At 36.3% G+C, this 19,886-nt stretch carries 18 protein-coding genes and 1 pseudogene; 13 read left to right on the plus strand and 6 right to left on the minus strand.

Going from position 1 to position 19,886, the window contains the following annotated elements:
• Positions 1-3: 3 nt before the first annotated feature.
• The 3 genes from FZC76_RS16735 to FZC76_RS16745 all read left to right on the plus strand — a co-directional run bounded on the left by FZC76_RS16735 (position 4) and on the right by FZC76_RS16745 (position 2,135).
• Positions 4-636, plus strand: a complete 633-nt coding sequence (locus FZC76_RS16735; RefSeq protein ID WP_148989308.1) for a response regulator transcription factor — start codon at positions 4-6, stop codon at positions 634-636.
• Between the two features lie 279 nt (positions 637-915).
• Positions 916-1,155, plus strand: a complete 240-nt coding sequence (locus FZC76_RS16740) for a glutaredoxin family protein (RefSeq protein WP_060665603.1) — start codon at positions 916-918, stop codon at positions 1,153-1,155.
• A gap of 29 nt (positions 1,156-1,184) precedes the next feature.
• A complete protein-coding gene (locus FZC76_RS16745) occupies positions 1,185-2,135 on the plus strand; it encodes a TRM11 family SAM-dependent methyltransferase (protein WP_148989309.1) in 951 nt (316 codons plus the stop codon).
• A 43-nt stretch (positions 2,136-2,178) separates the two neighbouring features.
• Here FZC76_RS16745 and FZC76_RS16750 read toward each other — a convergent pair whose 3' ends face one another.
• Both FZC76_RS16750 and FZC76_RS16755 read right to left on the minus strand, forming a co-directional pair.
• Positions 2,179-2,871 carry an N-acetylmuramoyl-L-alanine amidase gene (locus FZC76_RS16750; protein WP_148989310.1) on the minus strand — a complete coding sequence of 231 codons (693 nt, stop codon included), beginning with the start codon at positions 2,869-2,871 and terminating at the stop codon, positions 2,179-2,181.
• Between the two features lie 23 nt (positions 2,872-2,894).
• Complete coding sequence (locus tag FZC76_RS16755; RefSeq protein ID WP_148989311.1) at positions 2,895-3,833, minus strand: DMT family transporter; 939 nt, start codon at positions 3,831-3,833, stop codon at positions 2,895-2,897.
• 338 nt (positions 3,834-4,171) lie between these two features.
• Between FZC76_RS16755 and FZC76_RS16760 the strand changes: the two genes are divergently transcribed.
• The 9 genes from FZC76_RS16760 to FZC76_RS16800 all read left to right on the plus strand — a co-directional run bounded on the left by FZC76_RS16760 (position 4,172) and on the right by FZC76_RS16800 (position 14,512).
• Positions 4,172-4,897 carry a YveK family protein gene (locus tag FZC76_RS16760; protein WP_187442115.1) on the plus strand — a complete coding sequence of 242 codons (726 nt, stop codon included), beginning with the start codon at positions 4,172-4,174 and terminating at the stop codon, positions 4,895-4,897.
• Positions 4,890-5,519, plus strand: coding sequence for a CpsD/CapB family tyrosine-protein kinase (locus tag FZC76_RS16765; RefSeq protein ID WP_148989313.1), 630 nt, complete (start codon positions 4,890-4,892; stop codon positions 5,517-5,519). The genes FZC76_RS16760 and FZC76_RS16765 overlap by 8 nt, the downstream gene beginning before the upstream one ends.
• A gap of 35 nt (positions 5,520-5,554) precedes the next feature.
• Complete coding sequence (locus FZC76_RS16770) at positions 5,555-7,024, plus strand: oligosaccharide flippase family protein (RefSeq protein WP_148989314.1); 1,470 nt, start codon at positions 5,555-5,557, stop codon at positions 7,022-7,024.
• A complete protein-coding gene (locus FZC76_RS16775; protein WP_187442116.1) occupies positions 7,017-8,270 on the plus strand; it encodes an O-antigen ligase family protein in 1,254 nt (417 codons plus the stop codon). The genes FZC76_RS16770 and FZC76_RS16775 overlap by 8 nt, the downstream gene beginning before the upstream one ends.
• A 32-nt stretch (positions 8,271-8,302) precedes the next feature.
• On the plus strand, positions 8,303-9,415 hold the full coding sequence (locus tag FZC76_RS16780; RefSeq protein WP_262372678.1) for a glycosyltransferase family 4 protein: 1,113 nt from the start codon (positions 8,303-8,305) through the stop codon (positions 9,413-9,415).
• Between the two features lie 17 nt (positions 9,416-9,432).
• Positions 9,433-11,100 carry a glucosamine inositolphosphorylceramide transferase family protein gene (locus FZC76_RS16785; protein WP_148989317.1) on the plus strand — a complete coding sequence of 556 codons (1,668 nt, stop codon included), beginning with the start codon at positions 9,433-9,435 and terminating at the stop codon, positions 11,098-11,100.
• Between the two features lie 112 nt (positions 11,101-11,212).
• Positions 11,213-12,592 (plus strand): sugar transferase, encoded by a 1,380-nt coding sequence (locus FZC76_RS16790; protein WP_148989318.1) that lies wholly within the window; start codon positions 11,213-11,215, stop codon positions 12,590-12,592.
• A gap of 43 nt (positions 12,593-12,635) precedes the next feature.
• Positions 12,636-13,409: a glycosyltransferase family 2 protein gene (locus FZC76_RS16795; protein WP_148989319.1), complete on the plus strand. Its 774-nt coding sequence runs from the start codon at positions 12,636-12,638 to the stop codon at positions 13,407-13,409.
• Between the two features lie 29 nt (positions 13,410-13,438).
• Entirely contained in the window at positions 13,439-14,512 is a 1,074-nt protein-coding gene (locus FZC76_RS16800; RefSeq protein ID WP_148989320.1) for an acyltransferase family protein, read from the plus strand.
• A 784-nt stretch (positions 14,513-15,296) separates the two neighbouring features.
• Here FZC76_RS16800 and FZC76_RS16805 read toward each other — a convergent pair.
• From FZC76_RS16805 to FZC76_RS16815, 3 genes are read right to left on the minus strand one after another with little or no spacing between them, the layout of a single operon-like run.
• Positions 15,297-16,388 carry a Ger(x)C family spore germination protein gene (locus FZC76_RS16805; RefSeq protein ID WP_187442117.1) on the minus strand — a complete coding sequence of 364 codons (1,092 nt, stop codon included), beginning with the start codon at positions 16,386-16,388 and terminating at the stop codon, positions 15,297-15,299.
• Entirely contained in the window at positions 16,385-17,470 is a 1,086-nt protein-coding gene (locus FZC76_RS16810; protein ID WP_148989322.1) for a GerAB/ArcD/ProY family transporter, read from the minus strand. The genes FZC76_RS16805 and FZC76_RS16810 overlap by 4 nt, the downstream gene beginning before the upstream one ends.
• Before the next feature lie 16 nt (positions 17,471-17,486).
• Positions 17,487-18,977 carry a spore germination protein gene (locus FZC76_RS16815; RefSeq protein WP_148989323.1) on the minus strand — a complete coding sequence of 497 codons (1,491 nt, stop codon included), beginning with the start codon at positions 18,975-18,977 and terminating at the stop codon, positions 17,487-17,489.
• A 433-nt stretch (positions 18,978-19,410) separates the two neighbouring features.
• Here FZC76_RS16815 and FZC76_RS23535 point away from each other — a divergent pair, with 433 nt between their 5' ends.
• Positions 19,411-19,539 (plus strand): hypothetical protein, encoded by a 129-nt coding sequence (locus FZC76_RS23535; RefSeq protein ID WP_262372679.1) that lies wholly within the window; start codon positions 19,411-19,413, stop codon positions 19,537-19,539.
• A gap of 59 nt (positions 19,540-19,598) precedes the next feature.
• Here the strand turns inward: FZC76_RS23535 and FZC76_RS23710 are convergent.
• A pseudogene (locus tag FZC76_RS23710) lies at positions 19,599-19,883 on the minus strand (spore germination protein); the annotation flags it as partial.
• Between the last annotated feature and the right edge of the window lie 3 nt (positions 19,884-19,886).

The raw sequence follows: 19,886 nt of genomic DNA on the forward strand, positions 1-19,886 counted from the left end.
ATAATGATAAGAGTATTATTTGTAGATGATCATGAAATGGTAAGGATTGGTGTTACAGCATATCTTTCTGCGCAACCAGATATAGAAGTTGTGGCAGAAGCAGATGATGGATCTGTTGCAGTAGATCTCGCTATTGAACACAAACCTGATATCATTTTAATGGATCTTGTAATGAAAGAAATGGATGGAATCGAAGCGACCAGAAGAATTATGGAACAATGGCCGGAAGCGAAAATTATCATCGTTACGAGCTTTCTGGATGATGAAAAGGTCTATCCAGCCCTTGAAGCGGGAGCTACCAGCTATATGCTAAAAACCTCCAAAGCAAGTGAAATTGCCAATGCAGTTCGGTCTACATATAAAGGGCAATCCATCTTGGAGCCGGAAGTGGCAGGGAAAATGATGCAGAAGATGCGCAGGAAAACCGAAATCCTTCCTCATGAGGAGTTGACCAACAGAGAAATGGAAATCCTCCTTCTCATGACACAAGGAAAAACAAATCAAGAAATAGCGGATGAGCTGTTTATCGCACTTAAAACTGTGAAGGTACATGTAAGCAATATCCTCGCTAAACTTCAGGTGCAGGACAGAACACAGGCAGTCATCTATGCATTTAAGCACTCATTAGTGAACTAATGGGTGTTTTTTTAACAAGAAGGAATAGGCTTGCGCAGAAGCCGCTGAAATAGTCTTTGGATTAAGAAATTTTTTTTGAACACCGCTGTTGATTTCCGCAACGAAGTGAGGAGGCTCAAGCACCGTCCCGCGGAAAGCGAAGCCATTTGTGGAAAGGAACAGCGGCTATTTCCACTAACTAAGGTTTTCTGCAATAAAAGGACAGATCTGTTTTTACGAGGTGTTTTTTTATGATACTATTCATTATAGAGACAAAATTCATCTTGGGAGGCTTCTTAAATGAACAAACAGCTTATCGTCTACTCAGCACCAGGCTGCAGGGATTGTGAATTGGTAAAGGAATTTCTAAAAGAAAATCAAGTATCTTTTGAAGTCAGAGATTTACTGGCAAACAGGGAATATCAAGAGGAAGTAGAGAAATTCGGATTTATGGGAATTCCGGTTACGGCCGTAGGTGACCAGGCGGTAAAAGGATTTAACCCAGGGGAACTAAATAGGCTGATAGATCTTGTAAAGTGAAGGTCGGGGCAAACAGAGGAGTAAAATGATTGGCAGAGCAAAAGGAACCGACGTTTATATATACTTACGCATATAGCAAGGAAGAGCGCTCCCTGTGCCATTTGGAGATGCGATCTTTTTTTGGCAAGGCAACAGATGATAACATTATTAAAAGTACTACAAGGATTGATCCGAGCAGAAGCCCCTTTATCCGTGAAAGAATAGAAGTGATATATGAAGGAGCATCATTGCAGGAAATCGTCGATCAAGTGAAGGAAATAGCGATGGGCGATCAAACTTTCAAAGTTATTTTCTCCAAAATAAATGATAGGAAAGCTCCACATACGATTGAATATCAAGAACGTCGTGATATTGAACGCGCCATTGGTTGGGTGATTGAAGGAGAGGCCGATGTCCATCAACCTGATCATATTTTTGGCATGGCCATTGTCGGCACCTGCTGGTATTTTGGTCATTATTTGAAAAGTGAAGCGGTATGGCTTCTGCACACAAAGAAGCCAAGGGAATATTCAACTGCTTTAAGCACTCGTGTGGCTAGGGCTGTTGCAAATATTGCTGTCCCAGATCCTGAGGGAATAAAATCCATCGATCCTTGCTGTGGGATTGGAACGGTACTTGTTGAGGCTTTATCTATGGGGATTGATATGGATGGAAGAGACATAAACCCGTTAGTGGTAAACGGTTCAAGGGAAAATATTGAACATTTCGGTCTCACAGGAAAAGTCACGCTTGGACCAATCTCGGAAGTAGCGGATAATTATGATGTGGCGGTAATTGATATGCCATACAATCTTTATACCCATGCTACCCCGGAAGATCAATTATCGATCTTGAAGCATGCACGCCGTTTCACAAAGAAAGTTGTCGTCATTACCATCGAAACGATGGATGCAATGGTGGAGGAAGCTGGGTTTAGCATTGTTGATCGTTGTCAGACGCAAAAGGGTTATTTTACAAGAGAGATTTTAGTATGTGAATAAAAGTGGAAAAGAGACCTTTAGGCTGGTCTCTTTTTTCGTAAGTTTAATAACCTATTCTAGACCAATCAAACAACTCTCCGGGGTCACTTTTCCGGACAGGAGCGTATTCGTGATGGCCAATGATATGCTCTCGGTCGTTCTTGATCAATGGGTTGCGTTTTAAAATATCCTCCAATAATATCTTCAAGGAAGCATACTGAGCATCCGTGTATCCAATATCGGTAGGAGAAATGGAATCATAAATATCCGCTGGCATGATCGAAAGCATCTCTTCCTTCGTTCCTATCGCTAGCAATTCTATTCCGATCGAATAGTCGTTCAAACCACTCTCATACTCTTGGTAGTTCAATAGATGTCCTTTTCCGGCATGAAAAGCTGCGCGTTCTTCCGGTACCATAAAGTAGATTACTCCATCACGGTCTATCATATAATGCGCAGAAACCTCATACTCTTCAAAAAGTGCATAGACTTTTTCCATATCATAAGGGTCTTCAGGGGAGCGAAGAGCGTTATTTGTAAAGTGGAGCATGACGTGTGTAATAGGGGCACCTCTGACTCTTGAATTTTTCTTTGGGAGGAGCCATTCCTCCATTTCCAGGTTAGAGGGTTCTGACGGTACACTCATGGGCGCTGTAATTGGGTTTATTCTATCCAATTGTTTTTCCGTATGAACAGTCGGCTTGGTGCACCCAATTAATAAGAAAATAGTAAAAAATAGATAGGTAGTTTTTCTCATGATTTTTCCTCTATATAAATACTTTACTTATAATAATTCTTTTTGAAAAGTGGAAATCCTTCTATTAATTTTGGCAGCCATTGTCCATTAACAATTATTACTCCAAATATGATGATGATTCCACCTAAAACACCATGTACAAGAATCTTTTCATGTAAAATAACAATTGCTGCTATTAAAGTAGAAAGCGGCTCTAAATATAGAAACATAGAAACTTTTGATGCCGCCATTACTTCATGTGCTTTTCCCCAGTACCAATATGCAATTCCTGACACAAAAATTCCAAGAAAAACAAGATGAGCCCACTCGCTAAGAGATAATAACTTTAAAGACTCCCACCCTTTATTTCGCACAAGAAATGGTGAAGTAAGAATGAATCCTACTAAACTCATATAAAATGTCACAACAAGTGCTGGATATGGAATTCGAAGACCTTTTAGTAAAATGGAGTAGATAGCCCAATTCAAGGTACTTAAAATCATTAATAGAAAGCCTAAATTAATAGTTAATGAAAGGGGCTGCCCGTTTCTTGCAGAAGTGATAAGCAATACACCCAATACGGAGAGAATCATCCCTATAACCTTTGAAGGTGTCATTTTTTCATGCAAAAATATCATAGATAGGAGTACGGTGAAAATTGGCGAAAAGGATATAAGCCACCCTGCAGAAGAAGCATCTATGGTCAATAAGGCTGTTGCCTGCAATACCTGATGGACGAAAACTCCTAAAATACCTAGTACAATTAGATGAGGTACGTATTTAATGGAAATATAGAATTTTTCGCGTGTTAATAGTAATAAAAGAAACAAAAACAAGGCCCCTATGCCAAATCGCATCACCAATAATGTAAAAGGATCAAGCTTGTATAGGACAGCTTTAGTGGATACAAATGAAATACCCCAAAAACTGATGGCCATGGTGGCATAAAGGGAGGCAGTAAAAGTTTTTCCAAAGGGGATCATTATCTATCAACCTTCTTTCAACGGACTATCACTATCATCGTATGCTTGTCCTGTTGAAAGATATACTTATGTAAATAAAGTAGAAAGTCGTAAATTTTTAGTAAATTTAACATGGATAGATGTTATTTCTAATTAAGTGTAGTATAATCAAATATATTATTCTTTATAAAGAACGGAAGTGATATGAAAAGGGATAAATTGTAAGTTTATTTTAAACGTTTTATTTTTTTTAGACATTTCGTTCTTTATAGCGAATAAAAGCATAGTTGTTAGTAACAAATATTCACACACTAAATATGGTTTATCTAAATCGTATATCATGCTTAAAGGAGGAAACTATGGACGAGAGAATGAATATAAAAAAATTTATCCAAGTTTTAAAACGCAGACTCAAAACCATTTTGGTAACGTTCCTTTGCTTTTTTTTACTCACAGCGATAGCTTCTCTATTCATTATTAAACCGACCTATGAAGCAACCTCTACCATTCTTGTGGGAAAACTGGAGAGAGAAGGAGGAGCACAAGGAGAAATTAATATGCTTTTGGCATCGACAATGGACCTGTTAAAAAGTCCCATTGTATTAAATGAAGTGAAAAATAATATGAACATTACAACAGACCTTGAGAAAGAGGTATCTTTACAAAATAATAAAAACTCCCAAATTATCAATGTGTTAGTAAGAGATAACGATCCGGAAATGGCAAAGGAAGTTGCGCATAACATCTCTTCAACAGCTGTGACGTTCATGGTAGATTCCTTCAATGTAGCAGATATTCAAGTGTTGAATGCAACGGATATAGAACCTGAAGAAGTTGGTAGCATTGCTTTGAACTTTGGAATAGGCTTTGTCATAAGTATCTTCTTCGGAGTCGGAATGGCAATTCTTCGTGAAGATCTTGACGATGCCATTAAAAACTCTAAGGAAGTAGAAGAAATGATTGGCTTACCTGTTCTTGGAACCATCAATTTAAAGCAAAAGATGCGAATACCAATAGTATTGGATGAAAGTGGGCGTACGAGAAAAACCGTGAAATCGAAGAACAGGAGGGAAGTACGTGTTTAAAAATAGATGGGGAAAAAAGCTGTCATTGAAGGAAAACTTAATTAGTACCGACCAGATCCGGATCATTCGCACAAACATAGAGGATGAATTGCAACAGGAAAGTATCTTTTTGACTATAACGTCTCCCAATTTGGAAGAGCAAAAGGCTTTGATATCTGCAAAACTGGCAATCTCTTTTGCGGAACTTGGAAAGAAAGTACTATTGGTAGATGCTAACTTAAGGAGACCTTCCCTTCATAAATATTTCAATATTTACAATTCAAGCGGGTTAGTAGACGTCATCAATGAAAAAGGAAGTATCAACCTATACGCCAAAATCACTTCTACCCCTGATTTGTTTCTTCTACCTGCAGGTACCTCTAGAGATAGTATTTCTCATACAGGGTTGCTGAATAAAGCAGAAGAACTGATGACAGAATGGAGTCAATTTTTTGATGTAATTCTGTTGGAAACTCCATCTTTCCTTAAGTCGTCGGATGCACATATTCTATCTAGGAAATGTGACGGAGTTATACTTGTAATGAAAGAACACAGTACTAAAAAGGATGACGCACTTCAAACGAAGCATTATCTAGAGAGAGCAAACAAGAAGATTGTTGGTGTGATCTATCAAACAGCGTAAATATGAGAAGCTATGACTATAAGGGGCACATATAAATGAAATCAAGCAAAGGAAACTCCATTTCGACCAATATCTTTCATTTATTATACAGCACAGCCCTCACCAGTGCTCTGAATGCAGGCTCACTTATTTTACTTGCCTATTACCTTCAATCCTATAGTTATGGATTATTCAGCGTAGTATTGGCGTTCGCGATGATCATGGCATACTTCACGGATGCGGGATTAAGTGACATCGTTTTGAGGGAGGGATCTAGGAAGGGAGTGGATATTCCCTCTGTTATATCCTCGTATATAAAAATGCGTGCACTTTTGTTATTGGTAACTTTTATAATTGGTTTTCTAATAATAGAGATTTTGCATTCCGATAATACTGAATTGGTTAGAACAGCATATTTTCTTGTAATCCCCATGGTAACTGGAGTTGCTATGCAAAGTATTGGCATCACTTATTTCCAACTAAAGGAGAAAATGCAGTACTGTGGAATAATTCGAATAACTTCATCTACCTGTCTCGTAACCTCCATAATGATAGGAATGCTTTTTTCAATAAGTCCTATCACCGTCTCTTTTTTGTATGGTTGCTCCTATCTGACTGCGGGAGTGATAGGAATATCGTTGCTTTGCAAAAATATGAAAATAGTTTGGAGAGGGAAGTTTCATAAGGGATTGCTTCATAAACTTGGTTCGTTCACACTGGGAGGTCTATTGTTTGTCCTATTGCCCCATTTAGGCCCACTAGTATTAGAGAGAACGCTTACCCTTCAGGAAGTAGGGCTGTTTGCTGTGGCATATCGCATTCCCCAAGCCTTGCAACAGATTCCCTTTATTGTGGCTGGAGCTTACTATCCAGTATTATTCCGGTATTTTAACCATAAACAACTGAAAGAGCATTTAGCTTTGCTAATAACCCAAACAAAAATTATGGCACTGATTGGAATAACCATGACCATTCCGTTTTATTACCTATCTTCATCCATCATTTCCCTATTATTTGGAGAGAGTTGGCTGGAGGCAGCCATTCTATTAAAAGTTCTATCCATCTTATTGACCCTACAAGCTATTAATATTTCGTTAGCTGATGGTCTGACTACTAGCTCACGCCAAATATTTCGCACCTCTGTCCAGTTGGTTGCCGTGATCATTGGTATTTTCCTCTATACAATTAATAGCAATAATTATGGCTTGATTGGTGCAGCCGTGGCGGGTTTAACGATAGAAGTTATCGCCCTTACCGGGTTCTGGATTTTTCTATCTGGAAAATGGTTGGTGGCGAAAAGTGTTCTTGTTCCTTACCTGACTGTTTTTGTCACAACTTTCATTCTGTTGGAATATTTCTTACAACCATATCCAATCCTTGCCATGACTATGCATTTAAGCAGTTTACTTTTATTTATCTTATTTGATAGGGAATTGAAGGAAAAGTTTCTATCTCTTGTAAAAAGAACATTACAAAATAAATGGTTCAATGGAAATGAGAAAGAAAGGGGGGTGGGAAATGGATAATGTATTGCAGAAACCGCAGAGGTATCAACTCTCCATATTTTTTATGATATTACTTGTAACATTGGCTAATTACGGCATATCTTTAGGGTTTTCTTTGAAGCCATACATGATCTTTTTGCTTTTATTTATCTTTTTCCATCTCTCCTCCTTTTATTTTCAACGACTGCAATCTTTTGAAGTGGCCATGCTTTTATTTTATTTCACTTATTGTTATTCTGGGGTATTTGCGCTTCATCCTGATTCAAGTTTGAGAATTTTGCTTGGTATTACTTTATATTTGACGTGTTATTTCATTATGAAATCGATTCTAAGCTATTCCAATATTAGTGTGGTGGAAAAAGGAATAGCTAATACAGGGATTTTCTTCAATACTGCCAGCCTTATCTTATATGTGTTAGGTATTAGAAGTACAGATTTTCAATTTGAAGGGGAAAGGGTGACGGTATTCGGTGTCCTGTTAGATAGGAGTTATCCAAGATTGATTGGCTTATTAGAAGACCCTAACTTTTTTGTGTTTTATAACACGCTATTCTTTGCCTATTACTTATGTCATCCTAACTCATGGAAAAACAGGGTAGGTCTTTTACTTTGTATCGCAGCCAATTTATTAACATTTTCAAGGGGCGGAATAGTTGCACTAGTTATTATGTTCTTCGTTTACCTCTTGTTAAATAAACCTCTTAAACAGATAAAAATAGCTGTCGGTACCATATTATCGTTGTGTTTATTGATATATGTTGTAACAGTACAATTGAAGTTCGGTTTGTTAGAGATCATAAATTCTAGATTTGAAGACTTTTCAAATGATGGGGGAAGCGGCAGGTTTGAATTGTGGGATCGTGCCTGGACGTTTTTCTCTGATAATATGATATTTGGAATCGGAGCATTCAATTTCTCAGATTATAACTTTTTCTACCATAACGACACACTGACAGTCCATAATACTTTTTTAGATATTCTTTCTGAATCCGGTCTCGTCGGTATTACTTTTTATCTAATATTTATCTATTTGGTGTTTATACAGCTATGCAAATTCAATGTCCACCGTGTACGACAATATTTATTCTTAACGTATATTGGTTTTGTGCTGCAGATGATGTTTTTGTCTGTTATTATCAACGATATGTTTTTTATGTATATTGCGATCCTTTCAACTTTCCTTAACTCCATTCAACAAGAAAAAGAGAGAAGGATAATAAGATTAAGGAATAATCCATATTCAAATATTCGTAAACAAATCAGTTAGCAGTTTCCATAGTTTAAGGGAGGTGTGAAATTATGAATGTCTTAGTTGTAACAGATAAGCTTGATATGGGAGGTGCAGAGAATTATTTTTGCAAGTTGGAAAATAAACTCTCTCATCCAGAAATTGATTTCTACTACGCTGCGGCTGAGGGTGAACTATGCGTTAACCTCCAAAACAAAAAGAAATTTAGTAATCTTTCTAGAAAAAACCATCTACACAACCTATGGATTTTAAGAAGAATTATAAAGGAAAACTATATTGGAATCTTTCATGCCAACAGTTTAAGGATGGTCTTTTATGGATTGGTACTAAAGTGGTTTATGAAAGAAAAGCTCCATATTTTCTACACGAAACACAATGTAACGATGTTAGAAAAGTATCTTCCATTAGTTTTTAGAAAGATATTGAACAGGTTCATAAAAAGAATTATTGCTGTAAGTGAATTTGAAAAATTTCAGTTAATTGATCTGGGGATAGAAAGCAGAAAAATAAAGACGATTTACAATGGGGTAGATCTTCAACAGTTTGCTTATCAGCGGAAGAAAAATCAAATTCCCCAAAAAATTGGTATTCTGGCTCGGATCTCAAAGGAAAAAAATCAAGGTTTTTTTCTAGAAGTGGCAGACGCTTGCCGCCATCACCCTGACCTGATTTTTTACATCGCTGGTGATGGTCCTGACTATCAATCAATACACCAACAAATAATTAATCTAGGGATACAGGACAAAGTTCGAATGATTGGTGCCGTTCATACACCTGAAAAATTCCTAAGAAAGATGGATGTACTATTAGTTACTTCCCATAGAGAGGTTTTCCCTATGGTAGTGCTTGAATCAATGGCTGTTGGAACCCCTATCATTTCAATAAATAGAGGCGGGATAAATGAAGCAATAGAAAATGGTAAAAACGGCTACTTACTTCATGAGCATTCAAAACAAGAGTTCTGTCATAAAATAGAGGATTTACTATCCAATGATTTAAAAAGACTACAATTTATTAAAGAGGCGAGAAAGAAAGTGGAAACAGCTTTTTCATTACAGAAAATGATTCAATATACATTGGATGAATATTCATTAGTTTTAAATGAGAAGAAAGTAAACTCCAGCAATGATAAGAAAATGCGCAAATCTTTTAAACACTATTGAAAGGGAGGTGCAGAGTAGTGCATGTTAAAAGAAGGAAGATGCGCTTTGCTATTACTGTGAAAGGTAGTTCTCTAGAACAATGGAAGCTAGAATGTGTGGAACGTCTAAAGAATATGTCCGAAGTGGAGATGGCATTGATTATTGAATATCAAGTACAGCCTGGAAATCAAAGTCACTCTGCTCTTTTCCGTGCATACCAATCCGTAGTAACAAAGAGGAGTAAAACCTTAAAGAAGGTTCCTATTCCAGATCACTTCAACTCTATTCCAAAAGTTCGTTGTGAGAATCTTTGGGATATGAAAAGTTCATTTAGTAAAGAGGAAGTGTCATTAATCAAAGAGTATAATTTGGACTTCATTCTACATCTTGAAGAAGAATCCATGGAAGGGGGGGTTCTTGATACAGCAGAATATGGGGTTTGGACATTTATTCACGGAAATCCAAACTTAAGTTCGCATATACCTGGTGGGTGGTGGGAAGTGTGGAACAACCTCCCTGTTACGGAAGTAGCATTATGTGGATTAATCAATGGATCCAATGAAGGGACTGTTTGGAGGAAAGGATACTTCGGGACTGTCAAGGAATCCTATCAAAAAACCAAAGAGATACTTTGTCAGTCTACTCTTGATTGGCCAGCCCTAATTTGCAAAGAGATTCTTAGAAATCCATGTCACAGTCCTGCTAAAATGGAATCCTTCTCTGTGAATGCTAACCATGTTATGCTTACGTCTACCACAAAAACAGCAGCATTCATTTTTGCTTCATGGAAACGAAAGATTAAGAAATTATATAGAAAGCTATTCTGTTATGAATACTGGAATATCGGAATTGTTAATAAGCCAATCCAAACTTTTCTAAAGGATAAAAACCCATCTATAGACTGGATTGTCCAAAGGAATGATTGTTATTATGCTGATCCATTTGGTTTAATAGACGAAAATGGAATTCATATTCTAATGGAGGAAGTAGATCATCGAGTGGTCAAGGGTTTTATAACAGGGCTCAGAATGAAAGACGATTTACAAAGTAAGGAAAAAATGGATTGGGACCATTCTTTATTTAAACTTGAAAGTCATATGTCTTACCCTTATCTAATCGAGTTTGAGGGGGTGAACTATTGTATACCTGAAACCTCTGAAGCGAAAGAGGTAGCAGTTTATAAGGTAACAAACGGGAAACTGAAAAAAGAAAAAACCATTATAAAGGACTTTGCCGCTGTGGATTCAACTATAGTCAAGCACAATGGTTTTTGGTGGCTCTTTTGTACAAGGGCAGATTCTGGTCCACAAAGTGATAATAGCGAACTTCATATCTTTTTTGCCAAAGAGCTTTTTGGGGAATGGAATCCTCATTTGGCGAACCCAGTCAAAGTGGATGTTCGTTCAAGTAGACCTGCAGGCACACCATTTCTATTTGAGAATGTGTTGATCAGGCCAGCACAGGATTGCTCTGAAACTTATGGGGGCCGCATCATACTGAATGAAGTTACTACCTTGACTAAAGATAAGTTTGAGGAAGTTGCCATATCCCCGATTGAGCCGCGTGAAGATAGTTTGTATCCAGATGGTGTCCATACCATTTCAACTATAGGAGACATGACCATTTTTGATGGAAAAAGATTTGACTATAGCTTGTTTCATTTTTTTAGGAAGCTTTACAAATTTATGCCGGTAAAGGGCTTATGATAGGGAATTTTTAGGTTCTTTCGTTCTTAATTAAGCACGATTTGTCTTTTATAATGTGTATGAATATTAACTTTACAGATACTAATGGAAGTAAAGAAAGGAGTTTAGTGAAATGAGTAACCATTTCAGTAAACGATTAGAGAAATCCTTCATGATTGGGATGGATTTATCCTTTATATTAACGGGATATTATCTTACGGCTTGGTTTTTCCAATACCCAATTGCCCGATTGGCAAACTCAAGTGCTTTTCTAACGATAACGTTGATAGGCCTTCTCACCTTCTATATGTTTGACCTCTATGGAAGCTGGAAGAGAAAAAGTTCAACTAACTTAGTATGTAGTACTTTTCTCGCAATGATGTTCTTCACATTAATATCTACAATTATTGGGTTTTTAACGTCTTTGACAACAACCGTCCACCTAGTATTATTTGCTTCTATTTTTCAGTTTATTTTTATTGTTTCAGCAAGGTTGGCAATGTGGCATTTAGCAAGATTTAGACATGGAATGAAAAATGTATTAGTAGTTTCAAAGTCCAATATGGATGGTCAAACAATAGCGGAAAAATTTCACCGGCATCATAAAGGTTGGTTCCAAGTTATGGACATTGTCACAACCCAACATAGGGGCTCTATCAAAAAGTATTTAAAACAAGCAGATGTAGTAATTCTAAGCTCAGAAGTGGAAAGAAGTATGCAATCTAGTGTCACGAACCTGTGTATAAAATATGGAAAAGAAGTGCTGATAGTGCCCAGGATGTTTGATTTTGCATTAAAAGAGGCAGAAATTCAACAGGTAGATGACATGATGGTATTTTCTATACCCTCCAACAACTTCAACGGAACGCATCAAATAGTGAAACGGACTATGGATATAGTTATTTCCATGGTATTGCTTATCGTTTTAAGTCCATTGATGATGGTGCTATATTTTCTCATCCCACTCACTTCAAAAGGACCAGCTTTTTTTAAACAGGAGAGAGTTGGTTTAAATGAGAAGCCATTTCAAATAATGAAATTTAGAAGCATGGTAGAAGATGCCGAAAAAAATACTGGACCAGTATTGGCATTGGAAAAAGATCCACGTATTACAACAATAGGAAGGGTCTTACGGGCTATCAGATTAGATGAACTACCACAATTGTTAAATGTTATTAAAGGTGAAATGAGTCTGATTGGACCGAGGCCAGAAAGATCTTTCTTTATAAAGCAATTCAAAAAGGAAGTTCCTGATTACATGAAACGTTTTGATGTCAAACCTGGAATCACTGGCCTTGCACAGGTTTATGCCAATTACACTACCTCAGTTGAAGAAAAACTTCGATATGACCTTATGTATGTAAGAAGTGGTTCCTTTACTCTTGATATTAAAATATTGATGCAAACAATTCGCGTAGTCTTACTAAGAGATCAAGCGAAGGGTGTAATCATTAAGCCTGCAGCAGAACGTAAAACGAATTACCGTGGTATTACAATTGCAAAACACAATTGATTTGAATGATGAGAAACACATTTACGGAGGAGAGGGATTAGAAATGAAAACAAATTCTATGGATTTAGTTTCAGTTATTACCCCAACCTACAATGCAGCTAAGTATATACTCGATACCATTCGTTCTGTCAAAGACCAGACCTATCCATACTGGGAAATGATTATTGTAGATGATTGTTCCAGCGATTCTACTAGAGAAATTGTTCATAAAGAAATAAAGACGGATTCTAGGATTAAGTTAATTGAATTAAGTGAAAATGGTGGTCCTGCCAATGCTCGAAATGTTGCTATTAATGCAGCCAAAGGAGAGTTCATAGCATTTTTAGATAGTGATGATTTATGGCACCCAAGTAAACTTGAACGTCAGCTGAATTTCATGTTAAAGCACGATTGTGCATTTTCTTATACAGCGTACCAAATTATGAAGGAAAGCGGGGAGAAGACAGGGGTTGTATTTCAAGCCCCAGCTTCGATAACATACAAAACATTGTTGATGAATACTGCTATTGGTACGTTAACGGTGGTACTTAATAAAAGGAAGCTAGGCCACTTTCAGATGCAATTGTTTAGAGATTGTTCCGAGGATTATGGTCTTTGGTTACAAATTTTGAACAAAGGAATCATTGCTTATGGATTAAATGAGGAACTTGCTATCTATCGGAAATGTGTAGATTCTTTATCAAGCAACAAAATAAAATCTGCTAAAAAGACATGGAACACCTATCGTAAAATTGAAAAGAAGAATGTGATAGCATCCATCTGGTATTTGGTAAACTACACCTTTCATGCAGTCAGAAAGCATTCCAGAACAATCTAGGTTCACTTTCCAGAGGAGGATAATAAGAAATGGAAATGCCAATCAAAGGTCGCAAACTTTCCATTTTACAAGTTGCTAAAGTCTTTGCCATTTTGCTTGTTGTGATTGGTCACGTAAATACGTTATTTTATCGAAATTTCAACTTCGATTGGTTCGGACTGGGAAGCTGGGAAAGGATTGGGGGGGTGGATTTCTTTTTTGTAGTAACTGGATTTATGATTTATTACATTTACCATCGCCATTTTGGTGTTAAAGGAAAAACAAGAGAGTTCCTAATTAAGAGATTTATTCGGATCTATCCTTTGTACTGGTTATTCACATTTTTACTTTTAGGAATAGCCGCACTCTTTCCTGTTCTCCATGACCCATACAACCTAGAACAAATTTGGAAATCGTTTCTGCTGTTCCCAACTCAACCTATTCTGACCTCGGCCTGGTCACTAAGTCACGTAATCTTTTTTTATATAATGTTCAGTCTCGTCATTCTTCAACCCAAAATCTTCAAGCCGATAATGATATTTTGGGTAATGGTCACGATTCTACTTAAATCAGGATTATTTACACAATGGGACACATTCTTGTTCAGTTTTTCTACATTGGAAATTGTTTCAGGTAGCTTTATCGCCTATATATATATGTCTTTCAATTTGAAACAGTTTGCTACTACTTTTCTTGTAGTAGGGTTAATAGGATATTGCTTTATATGGGTGAATAATGTTTACTTTTTGATTCCTGTCTATTATGCGCCTGTCTTCTACTGTTTCTTTGCTTTATTAATTGTATTAGGGATTTCCATAAAAGACCGTACTGAACGACAAATTCCTTCTAGCCTTGTTTTTCTGGGGGACGCCTCTTATTCCATTTATATTGCTCATGGTCCGTTCCTTATCCTATATATGCTATTGTTTCGGGAAACTCTTCTTTTAAGTATTTTAGGGTACACTGTTTCAATGGTAATCATTATAGTCTTAAGCATTGCGTCTAGCTGCTTAGTCTATGTCTGGATTGAGAAGCCGCTGAATACCTATCTAAAAAGAATTATGATTGGAAAGAGAGTGAGGAAAAAGGAGAATGTGGCAACCCAAAAGTTAAAGGGGGCTTAGAGAAAAGTTGAAGGTCAATATTTGGTATAATGGCAAAGAAAAAGGCACCACATATATTAGTGGTGCCTTAAGTATGGAGCGGATGGGATTCGAACCCACGACCCCTTCGCTTCCAGTGAACTTTAGTATCTTAAATACGTTAATTTGGCTAATATTAGATAGATATAATGTATTTAAATTTACAAATGTAACCCGTAATTGAATGTAATGTGAATTTTTGATATTTAACAATATGATAAAAGGAAGAAAACATTTACTGTGTACTATACATAAATGTTTTCTTCTTGCTTACCAGAAATTATTTCCATTTCTAATTTTATATCCAAATCAATACAGTTTTTTTTCGCTGGAGAATTATAACAGGACTAAGGAATTGAAAAATCTTCCTTAATTATAATTCACAAATGAGAATAAATGTGTTATTTCCAACAAAGGAGATTTATCCCAAAACATGGTACAATGCCTATTTCATTTTAGGACTCTATCCTGTAATAATAAGTAGTCCAAAATGGACTACTTTTTTCATTGAAATTCCACCTTTAATTGTCATACTAATTGTAAGTTAAAAGATAATTGGAAAATTTGTGGTATTGTTATATAGATGTGATATTGTTTCTTCTTCCAATAAAGGATTGTTTAGTAACTCATATTTCGTAGTAGACTATTACTGCACTTTATACATGTTTGAGATTTTTTAAAAGAAATTCACTTAATAGGTCGGTTAGGAATAAGTGTGGCACAAATAGCAGTGTAGAAGCGCACTGCTATTTGTTAGTGGTGAATCTTATTCAGTGATACCTGTTCCAACAATGGTAACATCCACATTCAAATCTATTTGAGCGTTCGGATACTGATCTTTCCATTTTTTAGCATCGAAACTTCTTACTTGTGCTTCATATTTAGCACCAATGCCTAACGGATCAACATGCAATTCACGAAACTGATTAATTAGAGCTGTACCTTCATCTTTCAATTGTTTTTCGATGTTTTTTTCTATTTCTTTTTTGTCGCTTGGCAAGGCTTCGCCATTGGAAGAAAAATTTTCGATGATCCTTGCTTTAATGTTTAATTGGATTGTAATGGATGGTTCTTCATTGATCATTTCTACATGATAGATTGGACGGGAACGGATAATTTCAAATGCCAGTTTACCCTTATTTTCAAGCGCTGTATAATGACCCCCTTTTTGCCGTTTTTCTACCAAAAGGCCGAATATGAAGGTATGTTGCTTTGCAACTTGAAGAATTAATTTGTCACCTTTTAGAATACCAATGCTATGCATGATGACGACTTCATCTTCTTTAACTTTTAGAATAGGTAAATATGGATCGATTCCTTCCTGATGATATTGATACATAAATGTATTCATATCAGTCATTGGAATTGTTCCATTTTTTATATTTTGTTCTATCATTCCCTGTATTTGAAGAGCCATATTGTCAACTTCTTCAAATTTTTTATCAAGTACCTCACTCGTATCTCCATCTACTATTGCCAATTGAACGATTCTCCCGATAGAAGGATCACGGTTATAGGTGTTAAGTAGTGGTACTATTCCTTTTTCTGACAATGTTTTACTGAAAAGAATGACACGGATTTGCCCATACTCTAATGGGAATTTTGTTTTATAGTTGGCTTCATTCGTGATTTCTTTAATTGAATCACCTATTGCCGAAATAGTTTTGGTAGTCTGTTGATCGTTACTATCTTTATAAATAGGAAACAAAAAGTAGCCTTTAATCTGTTGTTCTTCCGTAAGGTCAAATCCAGCTCCTTGGATCACATCTATCTTATTAATCTCCTTTGGAGAAAGTCTAGCCTCACAGCCGGTTAAGATAACCAGGAGAAAAAGAAAAAAATACCTAGATTGCTTCATGCCATTTTCCTCCTTTTCCATATCATTACAATGACCGATAAGAAAGGAATGTACACGTAAACTAGAGCAACATGAAGGTAAATTACATATTTTTTGAAAGATTCGAGTATTTCACTTCCGTATATAAGTTGACTTCCTATAACAAAAAGAATCAACGATACTAGCAGGGGATATTTTTGTTTGACTCCAAACAACAGTTTGCATCCTCTACTTGAGCACCAGAGTATGAGAGACAGAAATGATAAAATTACAAGCATGTATATACAAATAAAGACATACTCAAAACGTTCAAAAAACGGAACATACATAAATTTAACAATTGTAAGTACTGGCCATTTCTGGATTTTCAACTGTGCTTCACTGAAAAATAAAAAGCATGCTATTGCTGATAACGTATAAAGTAAAGTAGTGACAATAATAGCGTAATGAGCATACTTTTGAGATTGTTTATTTTTTTTAATAAACGGATAAATCAATAAAATCACCTCAAATCCTGACATCGTGTAGATTGTTCCATTTATCCCCTTAAGGATCTCAAGAAACGAGTGATCCATTAAAGGAAGTAAATTGTCCAGATGATAGTATTTGTTAGGAGTCACTAAGGCAGTCACTTGAGACAATAAAGGGAAGATGGAAGAGAAAAAACAAATCCCAACAACTGCCCTAAATCCACCAGACACGATGTAATAGACAATGACCACGATTATAAATGATAAAATCCCAGCAGGAACACTTGGATACATCCAAACCTGTAAAATTTCAACATAGGATTGTAAGACAGAAAAACCCAGTGCCCCCAAATATACGACAAATAGAAAATTGATTCCATTTCCAATTAAATTACCGAAAATGGTACGGTTAATATAGAGGAGGTCACCGTCAAGCGCATTCATAATTTTATACATGAGAAACATAATAGATTGAACGATAACTCCCGCTAGAAGAACACATATCCAACTATCGTAACCTGCGTAATTTGCTAGATCACGTTGGAAACTTAAAATACCGACGCCCACTTGAGAAGAGATAATAATGAAAAATACAAAATACGGTGATACTTGATAGTTCTTAGGAATGGACACATAATCACCCTACTTTCTATTCGTCAAAATCAGTTGTTCGTTTGTGCTGAGAGACATATCTGGTTGTTTTTTTCTTTTTCTCCGACTTCGTTAAATCAGCAATTTTTTTTTGTTTAGAAAAAGGCAGACGTATCCACATATCCTGAATATTTGATTTGCGAAATGGATATAACCCACTATACGGACTTCCGACAGAAGAAAGGCGAACAACATGAATTACAGTAAAGAAGAACCCAGCCGCTACTCCTAGTAATCCAAGTAACTGAGCCAGAAAAATAAGTGGGAATTTAATAAGTCGAATGCTGTTCCCTGTTTTATAAATAGGTGTGACAAAGTTAGCAATCGTACCAAGACTTACAAGTATCAACAGAATATTACTTGTTAGATTAGCTTCCACAACTGCCTGACCAATTACGATTGCTCCAATAATCCCAAGAGTTTGCGCTACTTTTAAAGGTAAATGAACCCCTGCCTCTCTTATTGATTCAATCAATAGTTCCAGAATTAAAGCTTCGACAAAAGGACTGAATGGTACCATATATCGGGAGGAAGCCAAGGAAGCAAATAATCCCGAAGGTATTAATTCGTAATGATAGGTCAACACCGCGACATACAAGGGTGAAAGTAAAATAGAAAAGAAAAAGGAAAAAAATCTCAGTAGTCTGAAAAAACTAGATACCATCCATGGATAACTGTAATCTTCAATAGAGTTAAATGACTCCAATAATGTTATCGGTAATATGATTACATCAGGAGATCCATCAACAACAATAGAAATCTTCCCTTCTGTTAGTGCTCCAACCACTCTGTCAAATCTTTCTGTAACAATAGATTGTGGAAATAGGGAATTTGAATTGTCGTCAATCATTGCAGTTATGTATGAACTATCCAATATTTGGTTGTATTCAATTATGGATAACCTTTCCAAAATGTCGTTGACCAATTCACCGTTTGCAACACCTTCCATATATAAAACGGCTACCTTTGTTTTTGTATATGCCCCAATATTTAACTCCTTAACTACTAGTTCTTGAATAGGAAGACGTTTTCTTATGAGATTCACATTGGTATCCAACTCTTCAATAAACCCTACTTGTGGACCAAGTATAGATGACTCTTTGAGTGGAGGACCAACTGGTCGGAACGCCGTTTCAGGAATGCTAACCAAAAGACATTGTCTATCTTGTTTTTGTTGGCGGATGGCAACGTGACCTGCTAGAATGCTATCTACAATGAGTTGGTCATCTTCTGTTAATAAAACATTCTGGATGGGTATTCTAGAGGCTAATTGATCGAGAGGCAATGTCGAATCTAAATAAGGAAGAACATCCCTTTGTAATATTTCAGACTTAATTAATGTCCGAAAGTATGAGATCCAAAATGGGTCGGATGTATTAAGAGAAGTATGATAGTCAATATAATCATTTGATTTCTCCAAGGCTTGATGCCAGGTGTTATGTTTATCAAAAGGTATGTGTTCTTTTGACTTAGTATCATTCATTTGCATAATTTAAGTCCTCAATCTGTTTTTGTATATTTTGCTAAAATATTGAAGGTTTTATTCATGAAGTGGCCTGAAATAAAACAGTTATTCTGTGTGGTTTATCTATTTTCAACAATCTAGAAGCTTTTCTGGAAGACCTGGAAGCCTTAACCTTAATCAACGAACCAGCTAATGGATGCTCAGTTGTTATTCTGTTATACGGGGGTTTTGTTCATTAACGATCTTCAGCAATCTAGGAGCGATTACGGCATAGGTAATCGCTATTTCCATATTTAAGAATTCGATTGGTTTAACTCTTATTTTATTATTAACATTGGTAGGCTGTCAGCAGTATTCGGCAATATCAGAGGACATTGAACCAACAAAAGACGTAGAAGGTTTTGAAGAACCCGAACCATCAGATTGGATAGAATTTATAAAACCTGTAAGAGAATATATGCACCATCGAACTCAAGCGGTGTTGAATAACGATATAAACATCCTATGGGAAAGGTATCCAGAATTAAAAGAGAATAAAGACTTTGTAAAAGGAATTAATGTAGAAGAAAATGAAGTTAATCATTAAATCAAGGGTTTGACTTAGTGGATGCCAATTACACTATTGAAAGTTATGAGTGCAACCTATTAAAAGAGATAGGGACGAATTCGAAAGTAAGATCCAGGCATTATTGCTCGGAGTAAATGTGAGCAATAGTCCATCAAATTGGCTCTAATTCGGTCCACTCTTTCGGTTACGAGCATTCTCGGAAACAAGGAAAATTTTTTATCTTGAATCAATTCTTGGACGAAACCTGGAAATTCAACATAATCAATATCTATGCTATCGATTCTCCGAGTGAATGTCTTTAAGACTTCTTTGTTGACAAGAGATTGCAGGTAAAGTACGGCGACCTTTGTATTCGACCTTTTACC

This window comes from Sutcliffiella horikoshii (genome assembly GCF_008180725.1).
In the GTDB taxonomy this organism is placed as follows: domain Bacteria; phylum Bacillota; class Bacilli; order Bacillales; family Bacillaceae_I; genus Sutcliffiella_A; species Sutcliffiella_A horikoshii_B.